This window comes from Bacillus sp. BD59S, assembly GCF_007363175.1.
In the GTDB taxonomy this organism is placed as follows: Bacteria; Bacillota; Bacilli; order Bacillales; family Bacillaceae_G; genus Bacillus_A; species Bacillus_A pacificus.
This window is the reverse complement of the sequence record NZ_CP034686.1, coordinates 1,858,208-1,880,004: the sequence shown is the minus strand read 5'-3', so window position 1 is coordinate 1,880,004 and position 21,797 is coordinate 1,858,208. Positions and strand designations below refer to the sequence as shown.

27 protein-coding genes and 1 pseudogene are annotated in these 21,797 nt (G+C 34.3%); 8 read left to right on the top strand and 20 right to left on the bottom strand.

Translation table 11 applies throughout. The annotated features are described in order from the left end of the window. Positions 1-77 precede the first annotated feature (77 nt). The gene (locus tag EKQ63_RS11760) at positions 78-776 is read right to left on the bottom strand and encodes a class I SAM-dependent methyltransferase (RefSeq protein WP_143881051.1); all 699 of its coding nucleotides are present in this window, start codon (positions 774-776) and stop codon (positions 78-80) included. Positions 777-963: 187 nt separating this feature from the next. On the opposite strand from EKQ63_RS11760, the gene EKQ63_RS11755 reads away from it, so the two are divergent. Then, positions 964-1,302 carry a hypothetical protein gene (locus EKQ63_RS11755; protein ID WP_001253199.1) on the top strand — a complete coding sequence of 113 codons (339 nt, stop codon included), beginning with the start codon at positions 964-966 and terminating at the stop codon, positions 1,300-1,302. Positions 1,303-1,331: 29 nt separating this feature from the next. On the opposite strand, the gene EKQ63_RS11750 is transcribed toward EKQ63_RS11755, so the two are convergent. From EKQ63_RS11750 to ytfJ, 4 genes are all read right to left on the bottom strand, one after another. Then, entirely contained in the window at positions 1,332-1,544 is a 213-nt protein-coding gene (locus tag EKQ63_RS11750) for a hypothetical protein (protein WP_000798747.1), read from the bottom strand. Between the two features lie 69 nt (positions 1,545-1,613). Next, the gene (locus tag EKQ63_RS11745) at positions 1,614-1,934 is read right to left on the bottom strand and encodes a hypothetical protein (protein ID WP_000761181.1); all 321 of its coding nucleotides are present in this window, start codon (positions 1,932-1,934) and stop codon (positions 1,614-1,616) included. Between the two features lie 51 nt (positions 1,935-1,985). Continuing rightward, a complete protein-coding gene (locus tag EKQ63_RS11740) occupies positions 1,986-2,762 on the bottom strand; it encodes an oxalate:formate antiporter (protein WP_000014090.1) in 777 nt (258 codons plus the stop codon). A 160-nt stretch (positions 2,763-2,922) separates the two neighbouring features. Further along, complete coding sequence (ytfJ, locus tag EKQ63_RS11735) at positions 2,923-3,348, bottom strand: GerW family sporulation protein (RefSeq protein ID WP_000349987.1); 426 nt, start codon at positions 3,346-3,348, stop codon at positions 2,923-2,925. A 132-nt stretch (positions 3,349-3,480) separates the two neighbouring features. Between ytfJ and EKQ63_RS11730 the strand changes: the two genes are divergently transcribed. Continuing rightward, positions 3,481-4,266 (top strand): GNAT family N-acetyltransferase, encoded by a 786-nt coding sequence (locus EKQ63_RS11730; RefSeq protein WP_071724628.1) that lies wholly within the window; start codon positions 3,481-3,483, stop codon positions 4,264-4,266. A 25-nt stretch (positions 4,267-4,291) separates the two neighbouring features. On the opposite strand, the gene EKQ63_RS11725 is transcribed toward EKQ63_RS11730, so the two are convergent. The 6 genes and pseudogenes from EKQ63_RS11725 to EKQ63_RS11700 all read right to left on the bottom strand — a co-directional run bounded on the left by EKQ63_RS11725 (position 4,292) and on the right by EKQ63_RS11700 (position 7,629). Then, positions 4,292-5,173 (bottom strand): phosphotransferase family protein, encoded by an 882-nt coding sequence (locus tag EKQ63_RS11725; RefSeq protein ID WP_143881050.1) that lies wholly within the window; start codon positions 5,171-5,173, stop codon positions 4,292-4,294. Positions 5,174-5,204: 31 nt separating this feature from the next. After that, positions 5,205-5,633, bottom strand: coding sequence for a GNAT family N-acetyltransferase (locus EKQ63_RS11720; protein WP_000570288.1), 429 nt, complete (start codon positions 5,631-5,633; stop codon positions 5,205-5,207). Continuing rightward, positions 5,630-6,001 (bottom strand): annotated as a pseudogene (locus EKQ63_RS11715) (cupin). The gene EKQ63_RS11720 and the pseudogene EKQ63_RS11715 overlap by 4 nt, the downstream one beginning before the upstream one ends. Positions 6,002-6,013: 12 nt before the next feature. Continuing rightward, positions 6,014-6,499 (bottom strand): GNAT family N-acetyltransferase, encoded by a 486-nt coding sequence (locus EKQ63_RS11710; RefSeq protein ID WP_000222822.1) that lies wholly within the window; start codon positions 6,497-6,499, stop codon positions 6,014-6,016. Continuing rightward, on the bottom strand, positions 6,496-7,056 hold the full coding sequence (locus tag EKQ63_RS11705) for a 2'-5' RNA ligase family protein (RefSeq protein ID WP_088327335.1): 561 nt from the start codon (positions 7,054-7,056) through the stop codon (positions 6,496-6,498). Before EKQ63_RS11705 ends, EKQ63_RS11710 begins: the two co-directional genes overlap by 4 nt. 6 nt (positions 7,057-7,062) lie before the next feature. Next, positions 7,063-7,629, bottom strand: coding sequence for a GNAT family N-acetyltransferase (locus EKQ63_RS11700; protein ID WP_087952752.1), 567 nt, complete (start codon positions 7,627-7,629; stop codon positions 7,063-7,065). 136 nt (positions 7,630-7,765) lie between these two features. Between EKQ63_RS11700 and EKQ63_RS11695 the strand changes: the two genes are divergently transcribed. Continuing rightward, complete coding sequence (locus tag EKQ63_RS11695; protein ID WP_088327333.1) at positions 7,766-8,392, top strand: DUF1648 domain-containing protein; 627 nt, start codon at positions 7,766-7,768, stop codon at positions 8,390-8,392. 32 nt (positions 8,393-8,424) lie between these two features. On the opposite strand, the gene EKQ63_RS11690 is transcribed toward EKQ63_RS11695, so the two are convergent. Both EKQ63_RS11690 and EKQ63_RS11685 read right to left on the bottom strand, forming a co-directional pair. Beyond that, on the bottom strand, positions 8,425-9,552 hold the full coding sequence (locus tag EKQ63_RS11690; RefSeq protein ID WP_087952756.1) for a metallophosphoesterase: 1,128 nt from the start codon (positions 9,550-9,552) through the stop codon (positions 8,425-8,427). 147 nt (positions 9,553-9,699) lie between these two features. Beyond that, positions 9,700-10,122, bottom strand: coding sequence for a GNAT family N-acetyltransferase (locus tag EKQ63_RS11685; protein WP_087952758.1), 423 nt, complete (start codon positions 10,120-10,122; stop codon positions 9,700-9,702). A 130-nt stretch (positions 10,123-10,252) separates the two neighbouring features. Here EKQ63_RS11685 and EKQ63_RS11680 point away from each other — a divergent pair, with 130 nt between their 5' ends. After that, the gene (locus tag EKQ63_RS11680; RefSeq protein ID WP_088327331.1) at positions 10,253-11,653 is read left to right on the top strand and encodes a MocR-like pyridoxine biosynthesis transcription factor PdxR; all 1,401 of its coding nucleotides are present in this window, start codon (positions 10,253-10,255) and stop codon (positions 11,651-11,653) included. Positions 11,654-11,699: 46 nt separating this feature from the next. Here EKQ63_RS11680 and EKQ63_RS11675 read toward each other — a convergent pair whose 3' ends face one another. Together EKQ63_RS11675 and EKQ63_RS11670 are read right to left on the bottom strand one after the other, a co-directional pair. Beyond that, positions 11,700-12,545 carry a YitT family protein gene (locus EKQ63_RS11675; protein ID WP_060630588.1) on the bottom strand — a complete coding sequence of 282 codons (846 nt, stop codon included), beginning with the start codon at positions 12,543-12,545 and terminating at the stop codon, positions 11,700-11,702. Positions 12,546-12,713: 168 nt separating this feature from the next. Beyond that, on the bottom strand, positions 12,714-13,922 hold the full coding sequence (locus EKQ63_RS11670) for a macrolide family glycosyltransferase (protein WP_143881049.1): 1,209 nt from the start codon (positions 13,920-13,922) through the stop codon (positions 12,714-12,716). A 385-nt stretch (positions 13,923-14,307) separates the two neighbouring features. Here EKQ63_RS11670 and EKQ63_RS11665 point away from each other — a divergent pair, with 385 nt between their 5' ends. The 3 genes from EKQ63_RS11665 to EKQ63_RS11655 are packed head-to-tail and all read left to right on the top strand — an operon-like array spanning position 14,308 to position 16,803. After that, complete coding sequence (locus tag EKQ63_RS11665; protein ID WP_143881048.1) at positions 14,308-15,186, top strand: protein kinase family protein; 879 nt, start codon at positions 14,308-14,310, stop codon at positions 15,184-15,186. A 23-nt stretch (positions 15,187-15,209) separates the two neighbouring features. After that, complete coding sequence (locus tag EKQ63_RS11660) at positions 15,210-16,097, top strand: GNAT family N-acetyltransferase (RefSeq protein WP_143881047.1); 888 nt, start codon at positions 15,210-15,212, stop codon at positions 16,095-16,097. Continuing rightward, on the top strand, positions 16,090-16,803 hold the full coding sequence (locus EKQ63_RS11655) for a class I SAM-dependent DNA methyltransferase (RefSeq protein WP_087952767.1): 714 nt from the start codon (positions 16,090-16,092) through the stop codon (positions 16,801-16,803). The genes EKQ63_RS11660 and EKQ63_RS11655 overlap by 8 nt, the downstream gene beginning before the upstream one ends. Before the next feature lie 21 nt (positions 16,804-16,824). Here EKQ63_RS11655 and alr read toward each other — a convergent pair whose 3' ends face one another. Beyond that, complete coding sequence (gene alr / locus EKQ63_RS11650; protein WP_087953066.1) at positions 16,825-18,000, bottom strand: alanine racemase; 1,176 nt, start codon at positions 17,998-18,000, stop codon at positions 16,825-16,827. 171 nt (positions 18,001-18,171) lie between these two features. On the opposite strand from alr, the gene EKQ63_RS11645 reads away from it, so the two are divergent. Then, positions 18,172-18,633, top strand: coding sequence for a DinB family protein (locus tag EKQ63_RS11645; RefSeq protein WP_087952769.1), 462 nt, complete (start codon positions 18,172-18,174; stop codon positions 18,631-18,633). Positions 18,634-18,640: 7 nt separating this feature from the next. On the opposite strand, the gene EKQ63_RS11640 is transcribed toward EKQ63_RS11645, so the two are convergent. From EKQ63_RS11640 to EKQ63_RS11625, 4 genes are all read right to left on the bottom strand, one after another. Then, the gene (locus tag EKQ63_RS11640; protein ID WP_087952770.1) at positions 18,641-19,417 is read right to left on the bottom strand and encodes a Cof-type HAD-IIB family hydrolase; all 777 of its coding nucleotides are present in this window, start codon (positions 19,415-19,417) and stop codon (positions 18,641-18,643) included. A 6-nt stretch (positions 19,418-19,423) separates the two neighbouring features. Next, positions 19,424-20,014, bottom strand: coding sequence for a histidine phosphatase family protein (locus EKQ63_RS11635; RefSeq protein WP_088327393.1), 591 nt, complete (start codon positions 20,012-20,014; stop codon positions 19,424-19,426). A 265-nt stretch (positions 20,015-20,279) separates the two neighbouring features. Continuing rightward, positions 20,280-21,248, bottom strand: coding sequence for an SPFH domain-containing protein (locus EKQ63_RS11630; RefSeq protein ID WP_087952772.1), 969 nt, complete (start codon positions 21,246-21,248; stop codon positions 20,280-20,282). 2 nt (positions 21,249-21,250) lie between these two features. Further along, positions 21,251-21,679: an NfeD family protein gene (locus EKQ63_RS11625; protein WP_087952774.1), complete on the bottom strand. Its 429-nt coding sequence runs from the start codon at positions 21,677-21,679 to the stop codon at positions 21,251-21,253. Positions 21,680-21,797: the final 118 nt, after the last annotated feature.

Genomic DNA, 21,797 nt, shown 5'->3' with positions numbered 1-21,797 from the left:
TAATTGGTTCTGATGATATTGTATCAGTTTTTTGTATTTTCTGCACTTATTTACCTCCTAAAAATTCTTTCATTTCTTTATACGTTTTTTAACATAAATACCCATAAGAATGTTAACGATTGTTGTAATTCTGTAGGTAGTTGACCTAACATCTGCTCATTTACTCCGCGCTTATATACACCGATACCATCTACAACTTCAAAACCTTGTTCTTGCGCTAACTGTTCAAATTCCCAAGGCATCATCGTATTACAAACAACGTCCTTGCCATATAAACGAGGATAACTGTTCTCTCGTGGCTTTGCTGTCGGTCCTAAAATTGCAATACATGCATACCCATCGCTTTTTAAAACACGCTTTATCTCATTTAATGCTTGTAATGGCTCCTCGGTCCATTCTAAAGAATTAATTGCCATAATTGCTTCAAATTGTTCATTTTCGAACGGTAAGGAAGAAAGATCTCCTTTTATAAAGGATAAATCCGGTCCCTCTCCGCGCTCCTTCCCTTTTTGAATCATCACTTCTGATAAATCTACTCCAACTGCTTTATAGCCCGCGCGACTTAATTTATATGTACCGTATCCATCACCACAACCAACGTCAAGCACCTTGGCTTCTTTCTTCACGTATTGTTCAAAAAATGGAATAATCGTACTCCTACTCCCACTATCCCACATCTCCTGACTATTTTGGTTCCAAAATTCTGCACTACTATCCCATTTTTTCTCTGCTGACTCATGCCAATTAAATTTTGTCATGCAATCCCCTACCTTCACGTTTTGTCACTCATTTCATTCTACATCATTTTCCAAAATCCCTGTTTTATCTTCATAAGGAGATGTACATGCTAATGAAGGAATCTTTATTCTCCAATTTTTGCTTTACTTGGGTTTAACTCATACTCATGCTCTTCTCATTTTGAAAGATACTATAGATACACCCAATTGAAAGAGAGGGATGTACATGCGAAGAAAGAGAAATCATCATTTTAAAAGTGGTGAAAAAAACGAAGAGTATGCAGCTGAAATATCACCAGCTGGCATACCAATTAGACATAAGCGTAAAGAAATCGCAAATGAAATAGAAGGTACAAATACCGGTGCAATGATAGGCTATGTCGCTTTATTTCTTTCGCTTTTCTCCATTGCATTTTATCCAGTTACACTCGGTTCTCTTGCGATTTTAGTCGGCTTATTAGCTGTCAATTTTGGAGCAAGAACACTTGGATATACCGCAATTGGTTTTGGTAGTTTTTCTGTTTTATTTACTTTACTTTATCCGCTTGCTTTGTCAGCGTTTTAAAAAAACACACCAAGTTATACTTGGTGTGTTCATTCGTGATACAACATAATATGACCACATCCACAACAATGTTTCGCTGTAATTTCTTGAAACACTGGATAATTTTCTTCATCTCGATGCTCAATAAACACCTTTTCAAATCGATACATATTTGGTGCATATGCCCAATCTTGTTTCGTACGTGCGTATAATGTAGAAGAGAAAAACTCCTCACCGCCACAAACAATACATGTGTTCTTCATCAATACCCCTCCTATGCTTGTCTTACTTCATCTATATGAACATAAGCATAAGAAAAAGACCTTCTATTACTAGAAAGTCTTCTCTGAAACAAAAAGAAATGTACCAAACATTCCTACTCCGCTATATTCTTTCGTAACACCAGCTTCTGTTTTAAATGTTTGCTTTACAGTCATAAAGAATACACCATTTCGTGCATCTGTACTTTCAAATTTTAGTTTTTCTTTTTTACCATCTACATTTTGTGTGCATTCAAAACTACTCTCATCACATTTCAATGCATACTTATCTTCTAGATACAATTTAAAATCTGATTCTTTTGGACAAGTGATAAGTAAAATTGCCACAAGAATAATACTTACAATACCCACAATTGTATAATACTTCTTCATTTGTACTCCTTTCAAAAGACAAGAAAACTTGACTGCATGCGCCAAGTTTTCTTAGTCTACAACCCATTGCCACTCTTGTTCTTTCTTATCAAAAATAAGCCAACCAGTCTCTGTTGCTTCTTCTTTCAATTCATCGATATTATCTAGTACCTCATCCGTACTTTCATACGAACCCACTACATATACCGGAATTTCAAGACCTCTTCTTGACTCAATTTTTCCTGCCAGATCAATATAAAGACCATCTTCCATTAATGGAATAAGCCCCATAATCACTTCTTTTGAAATTGCTGGGAAAATTTTTGATTTTTGGAAGAAAGAAAAACGTTTCTTACCGAAAGCACCGAGTTTATAAGGAATGACTTTACTTAACATTCCTACAAAATCAGCAATTCTACGATAATACACTTTGTTGTACCATCCGTCATCATGTGAAAAATAAACAAATCTATTTTTCAATAACGGAAAGAACGTTCTTGCAAGTGGTTCTTTTTTGTGAGCCAAATATAAAAGCTCTGCAATTTCTTTTGGCTCTAGTTCATCTAAATCGCTTGCATCATCAAAATCTACCCAACAAAATTCATCAAATTCATCAATCTCTGCTTGAATTAACTTATGTATATTTTCTTCCTCAACATATTCAAATAAAGTATGATAATGAAAATCTGTCCATTCAAAGTTATGCTTCAAAAGCAACACTTGATGAAGCGGTGAAGGGATGTTACTTGCAAACTCTTTAAACGTAATTCCTGATGTAATAAAACAATGACCCCGACGATTACCATTAATATATATCATATTCTTTACTTGGTCAGATCCTCCAGACAAAGCACCTAGCCACCTTCGTTTTATATGTTTCAATTCTATAGCATATTTTAACATGAAAAATTTTAGAAACATAGAAAAAACTTCAAAAACTATTTACAATTTCATGTGTTTTATTACATAGTGATTACAAGAAAAAACACCTGCTCGTAAGCAGGCGTTTTTAAAGGATTTCATCTGGGTTTTGAGGATGATGATTTCCCTCTTTCTTTTCATCTTTTTGGAACATCGATTGAATTTTATCAATTGTTTGTGGAGCTAATTCAATCATTTTCTCTGCTAAATGTGTCGCATTTTGTAAATGAAGAATATTTACTCCATCTTTATTGACCACAAGAAATGCTACTGGTGTAATAGAAACACCACCTGCGCTACCGCCACCAAATGCAGGGTTACCGTTCGCTCTTTGTCCATCATTCGTTTGGAAGTCAGAACCTCCTGCTCCAAACCCGAACGCTACTTTAGAAACCGTTAACACTACACCACCGTCAGCCGTTTGAACAGGCTCTCCAACAATCGTGTTTACATCGACCATTTCTTTTAAATTTTCCATTGCTGCTTTCATTAACCCTTGAATTGGATGATCCACCGTTCATAACCTCCTTTGTCATATCTTTCCTAGTTTTTCCGAAAGTTTGTGAACTAAACATAAAATTTTATATTGCTTTCAAAAAACTTAAGTTGTAATATTTAGAAAAAATAAAAAAAGGGGCAATTCGTTATGATGCGAAAATTATCAAAGAAAGATCATGAACAAGTATTCACTTACCTAAAAGAAGAAGCAGCCCTTAACTTATTTATTATTGGAGATATTGAAGCTTTCGGTTATGATACAGATTTTCAAGAGCTATGGGGCGTATTTAAAGAGAACGGAACATTACAATCGATTTTACTCCGCTTCCATGATGCATTTATACCGTATAGTCAAGAAGAGTTTGTAGTAAGTGACTATGGGGCACTTCTTTCCGCATATAAGCCGCTGAAACTCTCTGGTAAGTCAACTATTGTAGAACGATTTGAAACCGTTTCAAATATACAACTAGGTACTAAAAATGAAATGTATTTTTGTGAATGTCTAGATGCCGACAACTTACCTAGTACGCCTGCCCAAGAAACAATTAAACTTGCCACACTAGATGATGTAGAGCGAATTATGCAATTACGAAGTAACATCTCTGAATTCCCGACTGCTAATGAATCAGAGAAAATATTAAGACAAGCTCTCGAAACAAATACAGGACGTACATATTATATTGAAAAAGACGGCGCTATTATTGCATCAGCCTCTACATCTGCTGAAAATTCATTATCCGCTATGGTAATTGGCGTATGTACACATCCGAATTATCGCGGAAACGGATATGCTTCGCTTATATTACAAAAAATGATTCGGGACTTTACGGATGAAGGCCGGACACTTTGTTTATTTTATAACAATCCAGCTGCTGGACGAATTTATAAACGATTAGGGTTTAAAGATATTGGGATGTGGACGATGTATCGATAATTAAAAGCCGATTTTAAATCGGCTTTTATACATACTCTGCTATTCCAGCTTCAAAGGCTTTCTTATCATTATTTAATAAACCAAATAATGCCTCTTGAAGCGCAAATGTACTCTTATAAAAATACATTCGCTCCTTTACTGCTTCTAAGTTAGGATAATAGGCTTCAAATAGTTGTAAAAACTCTTCTCCATAACTAGCTAATATTCCAGCAAAATCATAAGCCGGATCTCCAATGCTCGCTCCACCAAAATCTATGACCCCTGAAATATTCTTTTTTGTTGCACTATATAAAATGTTTGTCATGCCAAAGTCCCCATGAACAAGACTAGGAGTAAAGTTAAAATGACTACTTTCATTTAAATATAACTCAAACGATGTTGAGACCTCTTTTCTCGCTACATTTCTCATGAATGGATAAACATGTTCTTTTAATTGGCTATATAAACTATTTATTTCTGAATACATATCAGTACTATCACATTGCATAATACCTTCGAATGTAGATAACGGAATTTCATGCAACTCTTTTAAAAATCTCGCCAATGTGTACGCAAGTTTCTGTAATTGCTTTTCATCATTTATTTCTGTAAAAACATTTTTCCAAAACGGGTCTCCTTCAATCATCTCATAACCTGCAAATACTTTCCCTGGTACTTCATTTTGAAACCCTTGATAACTTGGATTGGGAATTTGAAGCGTAATGAAGGGTCTTATTTTCTCTAGTAACTGTGTTTCTATTCGAAGTTTCTGAATACCTTTTTCATATTTCGGAAACCGGAATACTATATTATCATTTACAATTAACACATCATTATTTTGACCTATTTCATTTATATAAACAGAATTCATTTGTAATTCAGGATACAACCTTTGTAAATACGCAACATACTCATTTTCTTTTCTCACTCTTTCTCTTCTCCCGTTTAAACTATTATTCTCACTTCAAAGTCATAATGACCTGTCTTTCAACAAAACCAAACTCTTCGTACATCTCTTTTGCAAAATTTCCAGCAAATACATTCAAACGAATTTCTGAATAATTCTTTTGTAATTCCTTAATACCAGCCTCCATTAACTTTCTTGACAATCCTTTCCCGCGGTACTCTGGAAAAACATATAATTCGTATATAAACCCTAGTTTTTCATGAGAAAAATAGTCCGTATTTTCCCCTATTAATATCCAACCCATTACAACGTTTTCTTCTTTAACGACTAAATAATACGCTCCCTTTTCTACAATCGGCCTTGTAATTTCAATCGCTTTCTCTGTATTTAAACGACAATTTCCCCTCGTACCTTCAAAAAGCGATTGAGCTGCATATTGTATTATTTCGTCCGTTTCTTCCCGATTTGCCTTTTCTATCATTTTTCACAACTCTCCTCTTTAATAGGCATTAATATCGCTCGTTCAAGATCCTCTGCTTCCATAACAATTGCCATTAATCCATGCTCTGTACTTGTCTCATGAAACTCACCCTTCTCCCAAAACACAGCTTGTCCCGCTTCCACCTTCACTTTTTCTTTATCTGTCCCGCATACATATCCTTCTCCGTCCACAATAAGAAGCAGTTGCGATACAACTGCTTCATGATATCCAATTATTCAATTCTCTTTTAAATGCATAGCACCGATATGTATATTCCCTTGATGATTTACTATTTTCGACATTATGAAATTAGATTGAAATGCTGTGATTTGCTTTCCTACTTTTTCATTAAAATCAAAAATTTTCACTTCTAGTCCTCCTTATATGTATAAAACCATCCTTACTGTCTGCATCATATGTCCTTCAAAATCTTCTTCAAATTCCTCTAATTGTGCAAAACCTTTCGCTTCATAAAACCGCTTTCCTTTTTCATTCGCTGCTTCTACATGAATGTATAGTTTCCGAATTCCTTTTAATACCGTTAACCCTTTTTGTAATAAAGCACTTCCTATCCCTTTCCCCTGTTGATCTGGTAACAAATAAATTGCTCCTAATTCTGCTTCGTTTTGCAGTCTAACAGGTGAGAAATTTGCAAAGCCAATTACTTCTCCCTCTTCTTCTGCAACGAATAAATGTGTATTCTCAAGACGATATTTCATTTTTTCATCAGAATAAGCCTCGTCTAAAAAACTGTCTTGAATCTCTCTCGGAATAATGCCTTCGTATGTATCATGCCAAGCTATTTTCGCTACTGATTGTACAGCATGAATATCTTCTTGCTTCATTTCTCTAATTACATATGTCATCTCGTTGTCTCCATTCTTTTTAACTTATATTCTGCTAATATACTAGAAGAAATGGCAAAACCATTTTCATAATTCACCTTAATTAATTTTAATTTTTCAATTGAAGCTGTTGCAAAATCAAATTTTTCATAAATGTATTCCATTACACTTAAAAACTGATTTGTATGTAATCTATTTGCAATCGTACAATGCGGAACCCACTTTCCCGGTACGTAATATGAATTTGGGTTGTCATGAAAAGTTTTAAAATAATCATGATAAGAATGATGAAATTTTAACAATTCATCAGTAACAGTCAGTGCTAGAAAGACCGTTCCATTAGTAGGAAAAACTCCAACAGAAGGAAAAGTTACTGGGTCCGTATTTTCTTGAATAGCTACAAACTCTCCTAATTTCTCCTTATACAAATGAACATCTAACTCATTATAATCAGCTAACGTAATATGAGGTTCTACTCCGGCTAATTGATTTGTGCCAATGATATTTGTTAATTCATTTTGCAATTCTGTAATTTTATTAGTAAACACACAATCAAATGTAGCAATAATAGCGTACATATCCCTTCACCCCTTTGTTACACATAGTGCTTCCCATTCTTCACGAATCATCCCCATTCGAATAGAATCATAGTACGTTCCGTTATAATAACGACATTTGCGCATTCTACCTTCTAAACTCATTCCTATTTTCTCCGCTACTTTCATCATTCGTTCATTACCAGACCAAGTCGTGAGCCCTACTCTACCAATCTCCATCTTTTCAAATAGTAAATCTCGATATAACGTTAACGCTTCTGTACCGTAGCCGCCATTCCAGTAAGCCGGATTATAAATGACAATCCCCATCTCCAACCAACGCGTCGGTTTATACTCCCAATAAAATCCGACCGTCCCTATAACTTGACCGTTATTTTCTATAATTAAATTGGATAGAGGTTCTTCTTTTAAACGAGTTTGCATCTTCTCCTTATAGGATGAGTATTCTTGCATTGAAAACGGAAAATACGGTGCATCCCATTTTTTCCATTCTGGATTTTCTTCTTTAAATGCGAGATCCCATAATGTTTTTATATCTAATTCTTCAATTGTACGAATTGTTACTTTATCCCCTTTTACGATTACGCTTTTCATAATTTCCTCCTACACTCCTCTTTATTTCATATATAATTATAATATTTTTTCTGAAAAATCAAAACAGATATCGTTTATTATATTGTATAATTTTGTTATAAGATACCAATTATTCATGTAGAAAGCTGGTGATTCAGTGAATAATCGATTTAGCATTGCTTTACTTCTCACTATTATTACGACAAATATTATTCTCTATTTCTTCTTACCATTACGTATTGTTACGAAATGGGACTTCAATGGAACACCTACATCAACAATGGATAAAAGTACTTTTGTGATCGTAAATATAATTATATGTTCCTTCTTATTCTTTTTATTTTTAGCTTTATCTAAAGCAGCGAGTAACCAGAAATTTCTCCATTGGATCGGCAACACAATGTTACTATTCTTATTTTTTGTCGATATTGTCATTACCCTCATCGCCCTTGGCTTTTCACTTCCTCTTGATTATTTCATATTTATAGCATTAGGGCTTTTATTTATATTAATAGGTTATTTCAGCTCCAAAATTGATACGAGTAAATCAACCGTTTCATTAGAATGGAATGATAAGCACCTTGAAAAAAGAGCTTCAAATATTTGTAATATTTCAATGATGATAGCAGGTATTTCCCTAGCGGGGCTCCCATTTATCGTTTCTGCTCCGTATAGAGGGTATGGCATACTAGCGATTTTTTTAGGAATGACGCTTATCATTTTACCGAGTACGATTTATTTACTTATTAAAGACAGCAAGCAATCTACTCCTTTAAAAAAGTAATTAAAAAAATAGGAGGTTACATCCCTCCTATTTCAGCTAAATATTTTCTTTTTCGTCTTTTCTATCTCGACTAAAATCCCTTTCTCTATCCAACCTTCTACTCCATCTTTTTTAATTAAATCATATCCTGAGCAGCTACCATCAATAAGAGAAACAATGTCACCTTTTCTTACGCTTATTTGCGCACAAGAAATATCGGTTTTCACTGTATATTCACCTGAATCTAGTTGCTTAATGTATTCATCTTTCACAGAAAGTATTGTATTCGTTTCCTTTTGCCTACATATTGTGTAATCTTGCTTCTTCTCAATAGGCTCTACGTAATAATGTGGATAGGTAACCCCGCCCTGCATTGTTGCATCTGCATGAAAATCTGCTATTACTTCATACTCAGGGAAGTAGTCTACATATGTATAAGAAAACTTATCACCTGTTGGTTTCCTCTGAATGATAAATGCATTTAATTGCCCTGCCTCTTTAATCGTATTTCCGCCGTCAATTGCAATAATCTTTTTTTCCTTATCAATAACTGGATTGTTAGCCGGTGCCTTCTCTGAATAGTTTACAACAGGCCAATGACCGACTACTACATACTTATTTGCTTTATGGGATTGATTGAAAAACTCCGGCATTGCTATCGCATTTTTTCGTTCTGTTTCTTTCCAATCCTCTCTATCTTCAAGACCAGCATGTACAAAAATATAATCCTCAGTTTCAATCGCTGTCGGTAATTCTGTTAGCCACTTTATTTCTTTTGAAAAATGGCTCATTAATTTTGTTTTCAATTCACGAATATCACTTTCTTCATGAGCGGGAACATTCAATTGTGCTAGCCATTCATTAAAAATTGTATTCTTTCGCGTACACAAATAATTTATTAACGCAGGATTTTCATTTACAAGCGCTTCAACTACAACCTCACAATTCCCTTCTATTGCATAAACATTTGGCTTACTAACTACTAGACCCATCACATAGTTGACGACGCCAATGCTATCTCTCCCTTTCTCACAAAGATCACCATTAATAATTAAATAATCTTCATCTTTAAAATTAACTTTATGTAGTAATTCCTTAAAAAGATCTAATTCTCCATGAATATCAGAAATAATAATGACTCTTACATCATTTGGTATTGATAATTCCTTTATTTTTTCCAAGTATAAACGCTCCTAACATTCTCTAAATTCAATATTCCGTTGTTAATTTCTAATATTCGACAAATTATATTACTAGACCTGTCCCTAGCTCAAATCTGAAAAAGAAAATAGGTTCCATATATTTTTACACACGGAACCTACTTAGTATTATAACTCTTTATAAAAAGAATAGCTTACCTTATCAAAACCCTCTCTTTCATAAAAACGATGTGCATCAATTCTTGGAAATGCAGATGTCAGTACGATAGAACTGCACCCTTCTTCTTTCCCCCATTTTTCTACATATGACAGCAGAACATTACCATACCCTTTTGATCTGTGAGCTTCCGCGGTTACAAGGTCATACACAAAAACATGTTTCTCATTATAAAAATTCGTACAAATTGCTACACCAGCTAGACTAACAACTTCATCCTCTTCATTGCGTAGCGAAAATAGTTTATAGTTTTCTTCTTTCATTTTTTGAAATAAACAACTTGCTTCTTCTCTTGAAAGTTTTGTTCGTAATTGCTGTAATACGGGAAATACATCATGTAAATCCGCTTCTGTTACTACTGCTCTAATATTCATTATAATTCTCTCCTTACTATTTATAAAAATTTCTAAATGTTATATCATCATTATAAATAGCAACTGCCCTTGACTTAAGTGACAGTTTCATTCTTTTTTATAAGGCCAGTTTACAAAGGAGCGACTACAAATGGATCTTACTATCCCATTACAATTACAAAGTAAAACACCCATTTACTTACAAATTTACGAATATATGAAACGAGAAATCTCTCAAGGATCACTACGTGCCGGTACACGCCTTCCTTCTCACAGAAATTTAGCGATGCAACTTAATGTGAGTCGGATTACAGTTGAATCAGCTTATCAACAATTACTAGCTGAAGGTTATGTAGAAAGCAAACCGAAACGCGGGATTTTTGTTGCCGAAGTTGATATTGATGTCATTCAAAGGAAACAGCAAATTGCGTCAAGCAGCCCGAACAATAAAGAAAAAGAACAATATGATTATGATTGTAGTCAAGGACTTATTGATCAAAAAGCTTTTCCAATAACAAACTGGAAAAGAGCATTACACGAAACCTTATTTCAGTATGAAAATGAATTATTTGCTAAAGAAGATCCACAAGGTGAGCTCGTTCTACGAGAACATATTTCAAAGTATTTATATCATGCTCGTGGAGTACATTCTTCACCTGATCAAATTATTATTGGAGCAGGTACGCAGCCTCTTCTTTGGCTACTACTTCAACTACTTGGTTCAAAAAAAGAATATGGAATCGAAAACCCTGGGTTTCACCGTATACCTGCTATGATTCAAAGTTCTGGTCTTCCCGTTCACCCGATCCCTTTAGATGATAAAGGGATTCATATTTCCGCTTTACGTGAATCGGGTTCCAATGTGGCATATGTCACTCCATCTCACCAATTTCCACTCGGAATCATTATGCCGTTATCTAGAAGACTCGAGTTATTAAAATGGGCGAATGATTGTAATGGTTATATTATTGAAGATGATTACGACGGGGAATTTCGCTATATAGGAAAACCTATTCCTTCTTTACAAGGGCTAGATTCAAATGAACGTGTCATTTATATGGGAACTTTCTCGAAATCTTTTTTACCTTCTTTACGAATGGGATATATCGTTTTACCACCTCATCTGCTAAAAACCTATAAAGAACTTGGTGGTATGTATAAGCAAACGGTTTCCACGATGCAACAACTTACCTTCGCTACCTTTATTCAAAATGGGGATTGGGAACGTCATATTAACCGAAGTCGTACGTTATACAAAAGAAAACATATTACTTTAATTAAATCTATTACAAACGAAATGGGAAATAACGTACATATACTCGGTGAACAATCCGGACTTCATATTGTACTTCACGTTTATAACGGGATGAATGAACAAGAACTTATTCATACAGCTGCAAAAGAACGCATTAAGTTATACCCTCTCTCCACATATGATTCTGTTCATAATTTGAGGGAGGAGTCATATGTACTGCTCGGTTTTGGCAGTATTCCAGAGGATTGTATCGAAACTGTTGTCAAATTACTGAAAAAAGCGTGGTTCCCTAAATAAAAATAGCTCCACATAAGTTATACTTACGTGGAGCTATTTTCATTCACTATTTTTCCGATCTCGCTGCCCTTCCCGGACGTTTGACACCAGTTGTTTCTGTTGAATAAGACGCTTCAATTATAGCAGTTGGATCTACAGAGAGAACGAGATCTTTCATTTTCGGATAAATGAAACGGTTTGTAATACAATAAATGATTCTCTTATGTTCTCCTAAAAAACCACCTTCTCCATGTAGATACGTAACGGATAATTGCAATTCTTTCATAAGTAGATCGCCTATTTCTTTATTTTTACCAGAAATAATCATAACGCTCTTTCCTTGATTAATGCCATCTAATATGAAATCAATCATCTTCGTAACAATATAGAAAATTGCTAATGAGAACATCGCTTGTTCAATTGAAAACAAAATGGCAACAAAGATAAAAATAACTGCATTTACAGCAAGTAAAAATGTACTAATCGGCACTTTAAAATGTTTATTCATCCAAACAGCTAACATTTCTGATCCATCAATTGCTCCGCCCATTTTTACTACAATCCCTACACCAACACCAAATAGGACTCCTCCATAAAGAACAATTAACAATTCAGAAGTTGTAATTGCTGGAAATGGTTTTAAATAAATCAATCCGAGTGTTGTAACAACATTTGCATAGGATGTACGAATAAAGAACTTCTTTCCCATTACTTTTGCAGTAAATAATAAAATCGGGATATTAATTCCTAAGAACACTCCATAAAGCGGCAACCCGGCAACTTTATTCGCCATAATAGCAATGGCCGTTACCCCGCCATCTACTAATCCGTTAGGTGCTAAAATAAGTTCTAATGAACCCGCTACAATAATTGAGCCAATTGTTAATAATACGTATTCAAATATCTTCTTCATTCATTACCCCCAAAACTTATATATTTTCTGAGTATTATTTTAACGTAATTTTTCTACTAATACAAAGATATCAGTTTATATACACAAAAGTTTCACCTTTATAGTGATTTTTTATGTAATTTTTTATAGAAACACACTTACGCATTGCAGTAAGTGTGCTCCAAACATTTATTTAAGTTTTAAGTAGGAATTCATTTTCATTTTAAATATTTCATCAACTGCCCTATTATACCCACCAGCGTTTCGAAGTGACTCTCCAACTTTACGACTATTTTCCTTAAACGTTACATCATACATTACTTTCTTTACAGTCTCACGTAACAATTCAGAAGTTAATTCTTTACGATTAAGCCTTATTCCTGCCCCTACTTCATTCACTCGTTTCGCAACTAAAGGCTGATCTCCTGTTACCGGAATTGCAACTAACGGGACACCGTAATATAGTGCTTCACTCGAACTATTCATACCACCGTGTGTCACGAATACATCAGCATGCTGTAATACTTCTAATTGCGGCACATAATTATACAACTTAAAGTTATTCGGAATGTTTTCAAATTGACTTATATTTATCTTCTTACCAACAACTAATACGACTGTCGCTTCTACATCTTTAAACGCTTCAAAACATTTTTCATATAACTCAGGTTGTTCATTAAAAACTGTTCCCATAGAAATGAAAATCAATTTTTTATCTTTTAAATCTTCCATAGGAAAGCTACCTACTTCTTTACGCGTAGCAATTGATGGGCCGACAAACTTATATGATTCATCAAATACATCTGAACGCGGCTGATATTCTTTTGAAGTATACACAATCGTAATATCACCAGGATGGTTCATAATATCATACATACTATTACATTTCATTCCATACTGTTTGTTCCATTTTTCCATTCCCGCTAAACAAGATTGATACAATGGATTCATTTCATCTACTTCACTTGATTCATGTTCATCGTTAAAAGTAATGTACTGATTAAAAGCAAACGTTGTACAAGAAGAAACACTAGGTAATTTTAAAACATTGGCTATAATACGTCCTACTGGAAAATGATTATCATATATCAAATAATCGTACTTTTCCCCTTTTGTTTCTTCTACAATTTGAGTAACAATACGTTCTGATGCTTCCATCATATGAGACAGCATCGTCAAAGGACTCCCACCTTCATTTACTCGCTCCATAATATTAATTTGAGAGAGGAAATTCTCAAACACTCGGAATTGTGCACCCGTTGCTTCAATCTTCTTTCTATAATCTTCAATACAATACGAAACAACTGTTTCCCCTCGACGAATTAACTCACTTACAATAGCTAAAGTCGGATTTATATGACCTTCTCCAGGGAAATTTATTACGAGTACGTTTGCCATCATATTCTCTCCTATCTAATATTATTAATAATTAATTATATTAATTAATTTAAAACTATTATAAAGGAATCTATTCTATTTCTTCACATTTTTCTCTTCATTTTATTATTGAGAAATATTTTTTATAATCTACGTTATAACCCTATTGAAAGTACGTTTAACACTTCATTTACTGAAAAATACGAGATGTATATTCGGGCATTTTTACAGATTTATCACCAGAAACATTATTTCGATAATTCATACAAAAGTAGAAAAATATAATTTTCACACTAATTTCTCACCGTAAATTTATTTAAGTTCTATGTTGTCCCTATCATTATCCACTTCGTACACATTCTGTTATATAATGAATTTATCGAATTTACAGAAAAGGAGCGGCTTCATGCTACAACAACTCTTCGCTTCACCTATTTTATCTGTTCAAACTTTACATCCAAGTTATGAAGACCATGCAAGCGAGGTATTTCTTGTTAAAACAGCATTTGAAGAAGTTATTGTTCGTTCCTCAAAAATGACTGAAGAACCAAACAATGATTTTTGGTGGGGATGCAAAAACCTTTTTGGAATCAATCCAAGGAACGTACATCATTTAGAACATATACACGAATTATTGAAAAAGCATACTAACTTGCCCATCCCCACTATTTTGCAAAAACATGTTTTAAATGGCCGGAAGTATGTTAGTGTCGAAAAACTAACAGGAAGTACGCTCCAATCCTTTATAGGACAATCTGATTCAATTTTATTCAGCCTTGGAAAAGGACTAGCAGAAATTCATTCGTTTCAAGCAGAGTTTATAGGAAATCCATCAGGTACTTTCCAAGTTCCACTAGAAGAATTTAAGTCTCACATATTAAAAGTCAGTAAAGAACTTGTAAATAGGTTTTATTCCGATAATGCGAGCATCCGTAACGCATTTCCTACTTTTGAACAACAACTTTCTTCCTTACCGGTACCACAGGAATCTACACTCGTTTTAATTGATATGGACCCTACTCAGTTTTTATCAGATGGCGCAACTATTACAGGTTTAGTAGATACAGAAGCCTATGCAGTTGCTCCTCGGGAGTTTGATTTTATCGGACTAGAATATGTACTTACCGAAAAAGAAGCGCGTGCCTTTAAAAATGGTTACGAAACAATTATGCCTATTCCTCCACTTGAAAAGTGTAGGTCGCCTTACCGTTATTTGTACCGACTGTTATCTGTTCAAGGAAGTGTGGAATTAGAAAAATGGTTAAGTCATCAATCCTATTTTTAAATAAGAATGTGAGGGGTTATGAAATGAATATTGAACAAAAGAAATTTTTAACAGCAAACGATATTCAGCAAATGAAAGATTTAGCTCATATATGCGGACAACACGATCAAATTGATTACTCGTCAGATTTACATGTAAACTTTTTAACTGCTCGTAATAAAGAAGAGATAAATGATTTTCTATTTTATGACGATACAAAATTAGTCGGTGTATTAAGTATATATGACTTTGAAAGACCAACAAAACTGGAGTTGATAGGCTTTGTTCATCCGAGCTATAGGAAACAACATATAGGCACGACTCTTTTACAAACCGCAATGAAAGAAATACGAATAAGAGTGGCGGATGAAGCGCTTATTATTATGAATGGGGATTCTACTTCTGGGAAAGAATTTGCAAAACATATGGAGTTACCTTATTTATATAGTGAATATAGTATGGAATTCAAAGCAAAAGAAGTTCAAAAAACAGCACAGAATACTATACAGCTTACTCTTGCATCTTCAGAATCACTTCTTGATCTTATTAAAATTTCCAGTAAAGCTTTTGGAGATTCCGTAGAAAATACTACTACATGGTTACAAAAGATGATGAATTCATCTTCCCATCAAGTTTATAGTGCTCGTATCAGTGAAGAAGTGATAGGAACGATTACAGTTTCTGAGCAAGAGCAATCTACTACACTATCAGGATTCGCCATCCATCCTTCTTATCAAGGTAAAGGATACGGCAAAGATATTCTTAGGTACATGGTACATACCCTTATTACAGAAGGAGTTTCAACAATTGAATTAGACGTCGAAACGAAAAATAACAATGCTTTAAAACTATATACACAATGTGGTTTTGAAATTAAAACGAAGCATGACTATTATAATGTAATGAATTTCAGGGTAAATACATATGTCTAAAAAACTAATTTATTCTGATTATGATATTTTCGCATCCATTTATAATAAACATTGGGGGCATTATGCTGAACATGCCTATCTACTTTTGGAAAAACTCGTTTTACAATATGCACCACCACATTCTTATATTTTAGATCTTTGCTGCGGGACTGGTCACCTTACTAAGAAATTAATTGATAATCATTTTGTAGTAACTGGTATAGATGGTTCTGCTCAAATGATTGAATACGCACGTCAAAACGCTCCAGACGCAGCCTTTATCGTCGATGATGCTCGCTATTTTAATATAAATGAGCAATTTCAATATGTTATCTCTACTGGCGATAGCTTAAACCATATTTTGAAATTAGATGAATTAAAAAGTGTTTTTCATAATGTTTACTCCGTATTACATAGCGAAGGTACATTCGTATTTGATATGAATATGGAGAAAGGTTTTCTAGAAAACTGGAGCGCGTCCTTTCACATTTCAGAAACGGAATATGTTTGTACAATTGATTCTACATATGATAATGAAAATAAAAAAGCAATCATGAACTTTATACTATTTCAACATGACATAGATCATAATTGGACAAGAAGTGACTTTTCATTTGAAGAAGCTTGTTATTCAAATGAAGAAATAATTTCTTCGCTAGAATCCGTAGGTTTTAAGAACATTCAATCACACGGTACAAATAGAGCATTTTTCATTTGTCAAAAATAAAAAAAACTGAATCATAACGATTCAGTTTTTTCTTAGTATATTTACAACAGCAGTCGTTTCATTATTTTCTTTATACACACGTGGAATTCTTCTATCTAACATACATGTAACTTCATAATTAATTGTACCTAACATATCCGCTATTTCTTCTACTGCGATGTTTTCTTCGCCTTGTTTACCGTAGAATACTACTTCGTCTCCTACTTGTACTGGCATTGCTTTTGAAACGTCTAGCATGAGCTGATCCATACAAACACGGCCAATAACAGGTACCCGAACTCCATTTATTAATGCGTGCCCTTTATTAGATAACTGACGGTTATAGCCATCCGCATAACCAATCGGTACAGTTGCAATCCATTCTTCACCAGTCGTTACATACGTATTCCCATAACTTACACCGCGATTCTTTTTCGCATGTTTAATATGAGCTACTTTTGATTTTAACGACAACGCAGGCTGTAACGAAACAACTGAATGATCTACCTCTTTCGAAGGGTACATTCCATAAATTCCAATACCTACACGAACCATATTTTGAAATGTATTGCTAAGTTCCATTGAGCCCGCACTATTTGAACTATGAATATATGGGATATGAATTCCTAATTCTTTTGCTGCATTGACAGCTTTCTCAAATAAACTTGTTTGCATATTCGTATATGATTTATCGATTTCATCTGCCGTAGAGTAATGTGTAAACATTCCTATTACCTCCACATACTCCATACGGTTCAATTCTTCTAGAAATGGTTTAACCTCTTCTTCTTGTAAACCGATACGACTCATTCCTGTATCAATTTTCACTTGAATTTGCGCTTTCTTTTGAAGACGGTTTGCGATTTCATTTATACCTTGTAAATCTTCACTTCTATAAACAGTCATCATAACGTCATATTGAATTGCCTCTTCCGCAGCCGCTACTGACGTATAGCCTAAAATTAAAATCGGCACGTTAATTCCTGCTTCTCTTAACTCTATCGCTTCATCTACAAATGCAACTGCAAGCTGATTTATTCCTGCTTCAATAGCAGCTTTCGCAACTTCAACTGCCCCATGACCATACCCATTTGCTTTTACAGCAGCCATCATTGCAATGTTTTCATCATTTACTCGTTTTTTAAATTCTTTTACATTATGTTTTACTGCATTTAAGTCAACTTCAACAATTGTATCTCTTCCATATTTCAAACTCATTGGTCTAACTCCTAACTCAATAATTGCATTCCATTCTACTTCACGTTTCATATGACCTTTTACAATATAATACTTTTCAATATGCTAGTCAAACTACTAGAATTTTCGGAATTTTGAGTATGATATAATACCCTTAAGAAATTATTATATACGGAGATGAGGAGAATTTCAATGTTTGTTCAATCTGCATTACATCAATTAAAAATTGCTGTTGATAGTTCTATTCAAATGCTTAACCAATATAAAGAAGACGAATTAAAAATACAACCAATTCACTCGAAGCGATCATTATTTGAAATGTGTGCACATCTTTCTCTTATTTGCCATGCAGATCTACTCATTTTAAACGGCAGTACGGAAAAAGAGTTACGTACCTTTTATAAAGAGAATAACCCTAAAACAATTGCTCATATACAGCAAACGATGCTCCAAGGATATGAGTTACTATCTAAAACTTCTTTATCTTATTCGGATGAAGAATTAGCAGAAATTAAGACTACTTATTGGGGTATTTCTTATTCACGATTTGAATGGTTGCTTGAAATTGTTGCACACTTTTATCATCATCGTGGACAAATACATATTTTATTATGCGAGCATATGAAAGACCCTAACATACCTTTATTTCAATAAAGGTATGTTAGACGATATGAAACTTTTCTAAGGCAAATAAAATACCGCCTTCACTTGATTTTTTTGTAACGAAATCAGCTTTTTTCTTTAACTCTTCTCCACCATTTCCCATCGCAATTCCCAGTCCTACATACTGCAACATCTCAATATCATTTCCACCGTCACCAAAAGCAATGGCTTCTGATTTGCAAATTTTCAGGTGCTCCAATACTTTTTGAATTGCAGTTAACTTCGATACTTTACTATCTTCCAATACATTCATAACGTAATCATGAAAACGCTCAAACGTAAGTGTTGAATATCTTTCAAGAAATTTTTGAGCTTCTATTTCATCTGCATACAGACATAAACAATAGATTTCTTCTGACAAATCCCTGCTTTTTTCTGGATACTTCTCTAAATTCAACGTCTCGCTAAGCGCTTGCATTACACGCTCATTTTCCGAGGCTATTCCGTTCATTGCAAAATCCTCTGTAAAATAAGAAATACCGTGACCATGTAATTCAGCAAATCTCGAGATATCATGAACGATTTCACTTGAAAGTACTGATTTATGTATAACTGTTTCCTCACACTTGATATGGGCACCATTTGCAGAAATAATTGTATTTATGCCCAGCTCTTTAAATTGCATGCATAAGCTATAGGGTCTCCCTGTCGTAACAACTACATGAATCCCTTTATCTATTAACCTATGTATCGCTTCCTTTGTACTTTCGTGCATACTTCTATCAATCTCACTTAAAAGCGTACCATCAACATCGAAAAATACAACTTTGTACATAAGTCTCTACATCCCGTCCAAATGATTCGTATCATTAATGAAATGTACCATTTTTTGTTCACCGTCAATTTCAATTAAGCTTATTCCCGTATCTCCCATTTTAAAATAATAGTCCATTGAAATTGGCATTTTGAAAAACGCACGTAATAGACTATTTATTACACCACCGTGTGCAACAATTGCAATTCGGTCATATGTATTCTCTGTCACGATTTTAGAAAAGATGCCTTCTATTCTCATTCTAAATTCAATAAATGATTCCCCATTTTCAAAACGATCATGAAGAAACTTTGGCTCTGGATATTTTTTCGCCTCTTCAAACGATAATCCGGCTTGCACTCCATTATTGAACTCCATTAATTCCTCTTCTAATTGAATTGAGCACCCAATTCCTTCTGCTAATGTTTCACCTGTTTCACGAGCACGTTTTAATGTACTTGCCCAAATGAAATCTGGCGGAAAATCTGCTTTCACTTTCTGTACAAGTCTTTGCACTTGCCTCCTTCCTTTTTCTGTTAATTCAAAGTCAGCTCGTCCTTCATGCACCTGTAAAATGTCCGCTTCGGATTCACCGTGACGTATTAATAATATTTGCACTTGTTTCCCACTCCCTCCATTTAACATCCATAAAATCCCATTATATCATATTTGAAATTTTCTTTAACAAAAATATATTACTTTGACAGTTTTTTAACCCATCTAGTAAACGTGTTAATCCACTTAACAATTCCAAGCACTCTAAACTTATTATTCTGTCAAAAATGACAAACAACAAATTCCTATCCATAATGACAAAGGACTAATATTTTTATCCTACCCAAAAATAAAAAGAGAAATGGCATCCCATTTCTCTTTTTCACTCTTATTGTTCTTTTTCTGTATCATTTGAAGGTAGTTTCTTCGCTTGTTTTTCTTTGAAAATTTCTCCAATTGCTCCAAGAGTACCAAGTGTTTCAATTGCATTAGATGGAATAAACACTTTATTTGCTGGTCCTTTCGCAACTTCAGCTAATGATTCAAATGATTTGTAAGCAAGTATACGTTCATCTAAATTTGCTTCACGAAGTAATTCAATTCGGTTTTGCTCTGCTTTTGCAATTTCCTCAATCGCTCTTGCTTCCCCTTGCGCTTCTAACTCTTTCGCTTCTTTAATACCTTCAGCTTCTCGAATACGTGCCTCTTTATCCCCTTCAGCCATTAATATTTTACTTTGCTTCTCCCCTTCAGCACGAAGAACTTTATCTTGTTTTGCAGCTTCAGCTTCTAAAATAATTGCACGTTTATTACGTTCTGCTTTCATTTGCTTTTCCATCGAAGCTTGCACATCTTTCGGCGGATTAATATCGACAACTTCAACACGTTCAATGCGAACGCCCCATTTTTCTGTTGCTTCATCAAGCGCTAAGCGAATTTCTGTTGAAATTTTTTCACGCCCAGATAACGTTTCATCCAGTTCCATTTTACCAATGATTTGACGCATCGTTGCAGAAGTAATGTTACGTACACCATATTCATAGTTCGAAATGCCATATGTCGCAAGTTCTGGTTCCACAATTTGATAGAAAATAATCGTATCAATCTCTACTTGTACGTTATCTTTCGTAATTACTTTCTGCGGTGGTACATTCGTTTGTTGAATCCGTAAGTCATGATATACACGAACGCGATCTACAATCGGGATTAAAATATTTAATCCTGGGTGCATAATACGTTGAAACTTACCAAATCTTTCAACGACTCCAACTTTTTGCTGAGGAATAATTTTGATTGTCAATGCGATAAATGTCACAACAATTAGTGCAAAAATAATCGTTAGCGTTAATGCTATCATATTTATTCACTCTCCCTTTTTACTTGTAATATAGTACTATGCCTCTTTATAACAATAACTTTTTCTCCAGCATCAATTGGATCATCCGCAATAGCTGTCCAAGTATCTCCATCCACCTTCACAATACCATTCGTTTCATTTGTAATCGCTTGCATAATAATCCCTTTTTTACCGATTAGCATATCTACTGTATCAGTAAAACCTTTTGCTTCTCGAAAGTTTTTTGAAATTCTTTTCGTAAAGAACGTCAATGTTAAACTTACAATCGCGCCAACAATAACTTGTAAAAATAGAGCATCGGGAGCAAATAAAGCAATAAGACCTCCGACAACAGCTCCAATCCCAAGCCAAAGCATGTAAAATGTAATCGACAACATTTCTGCGATAAATAAAATACCAGCTATTATAAACCAAATTACCCAAGCAGCCATATGCAACCCTCACTTTCTTTCTCATTTTCTATATGTATATGAAGAAAAGAATGGTTTATCCGCCCTTTCTCATACGCGGGCGCTTACTACAAGCTATTGTACATATTCACTGTTATAA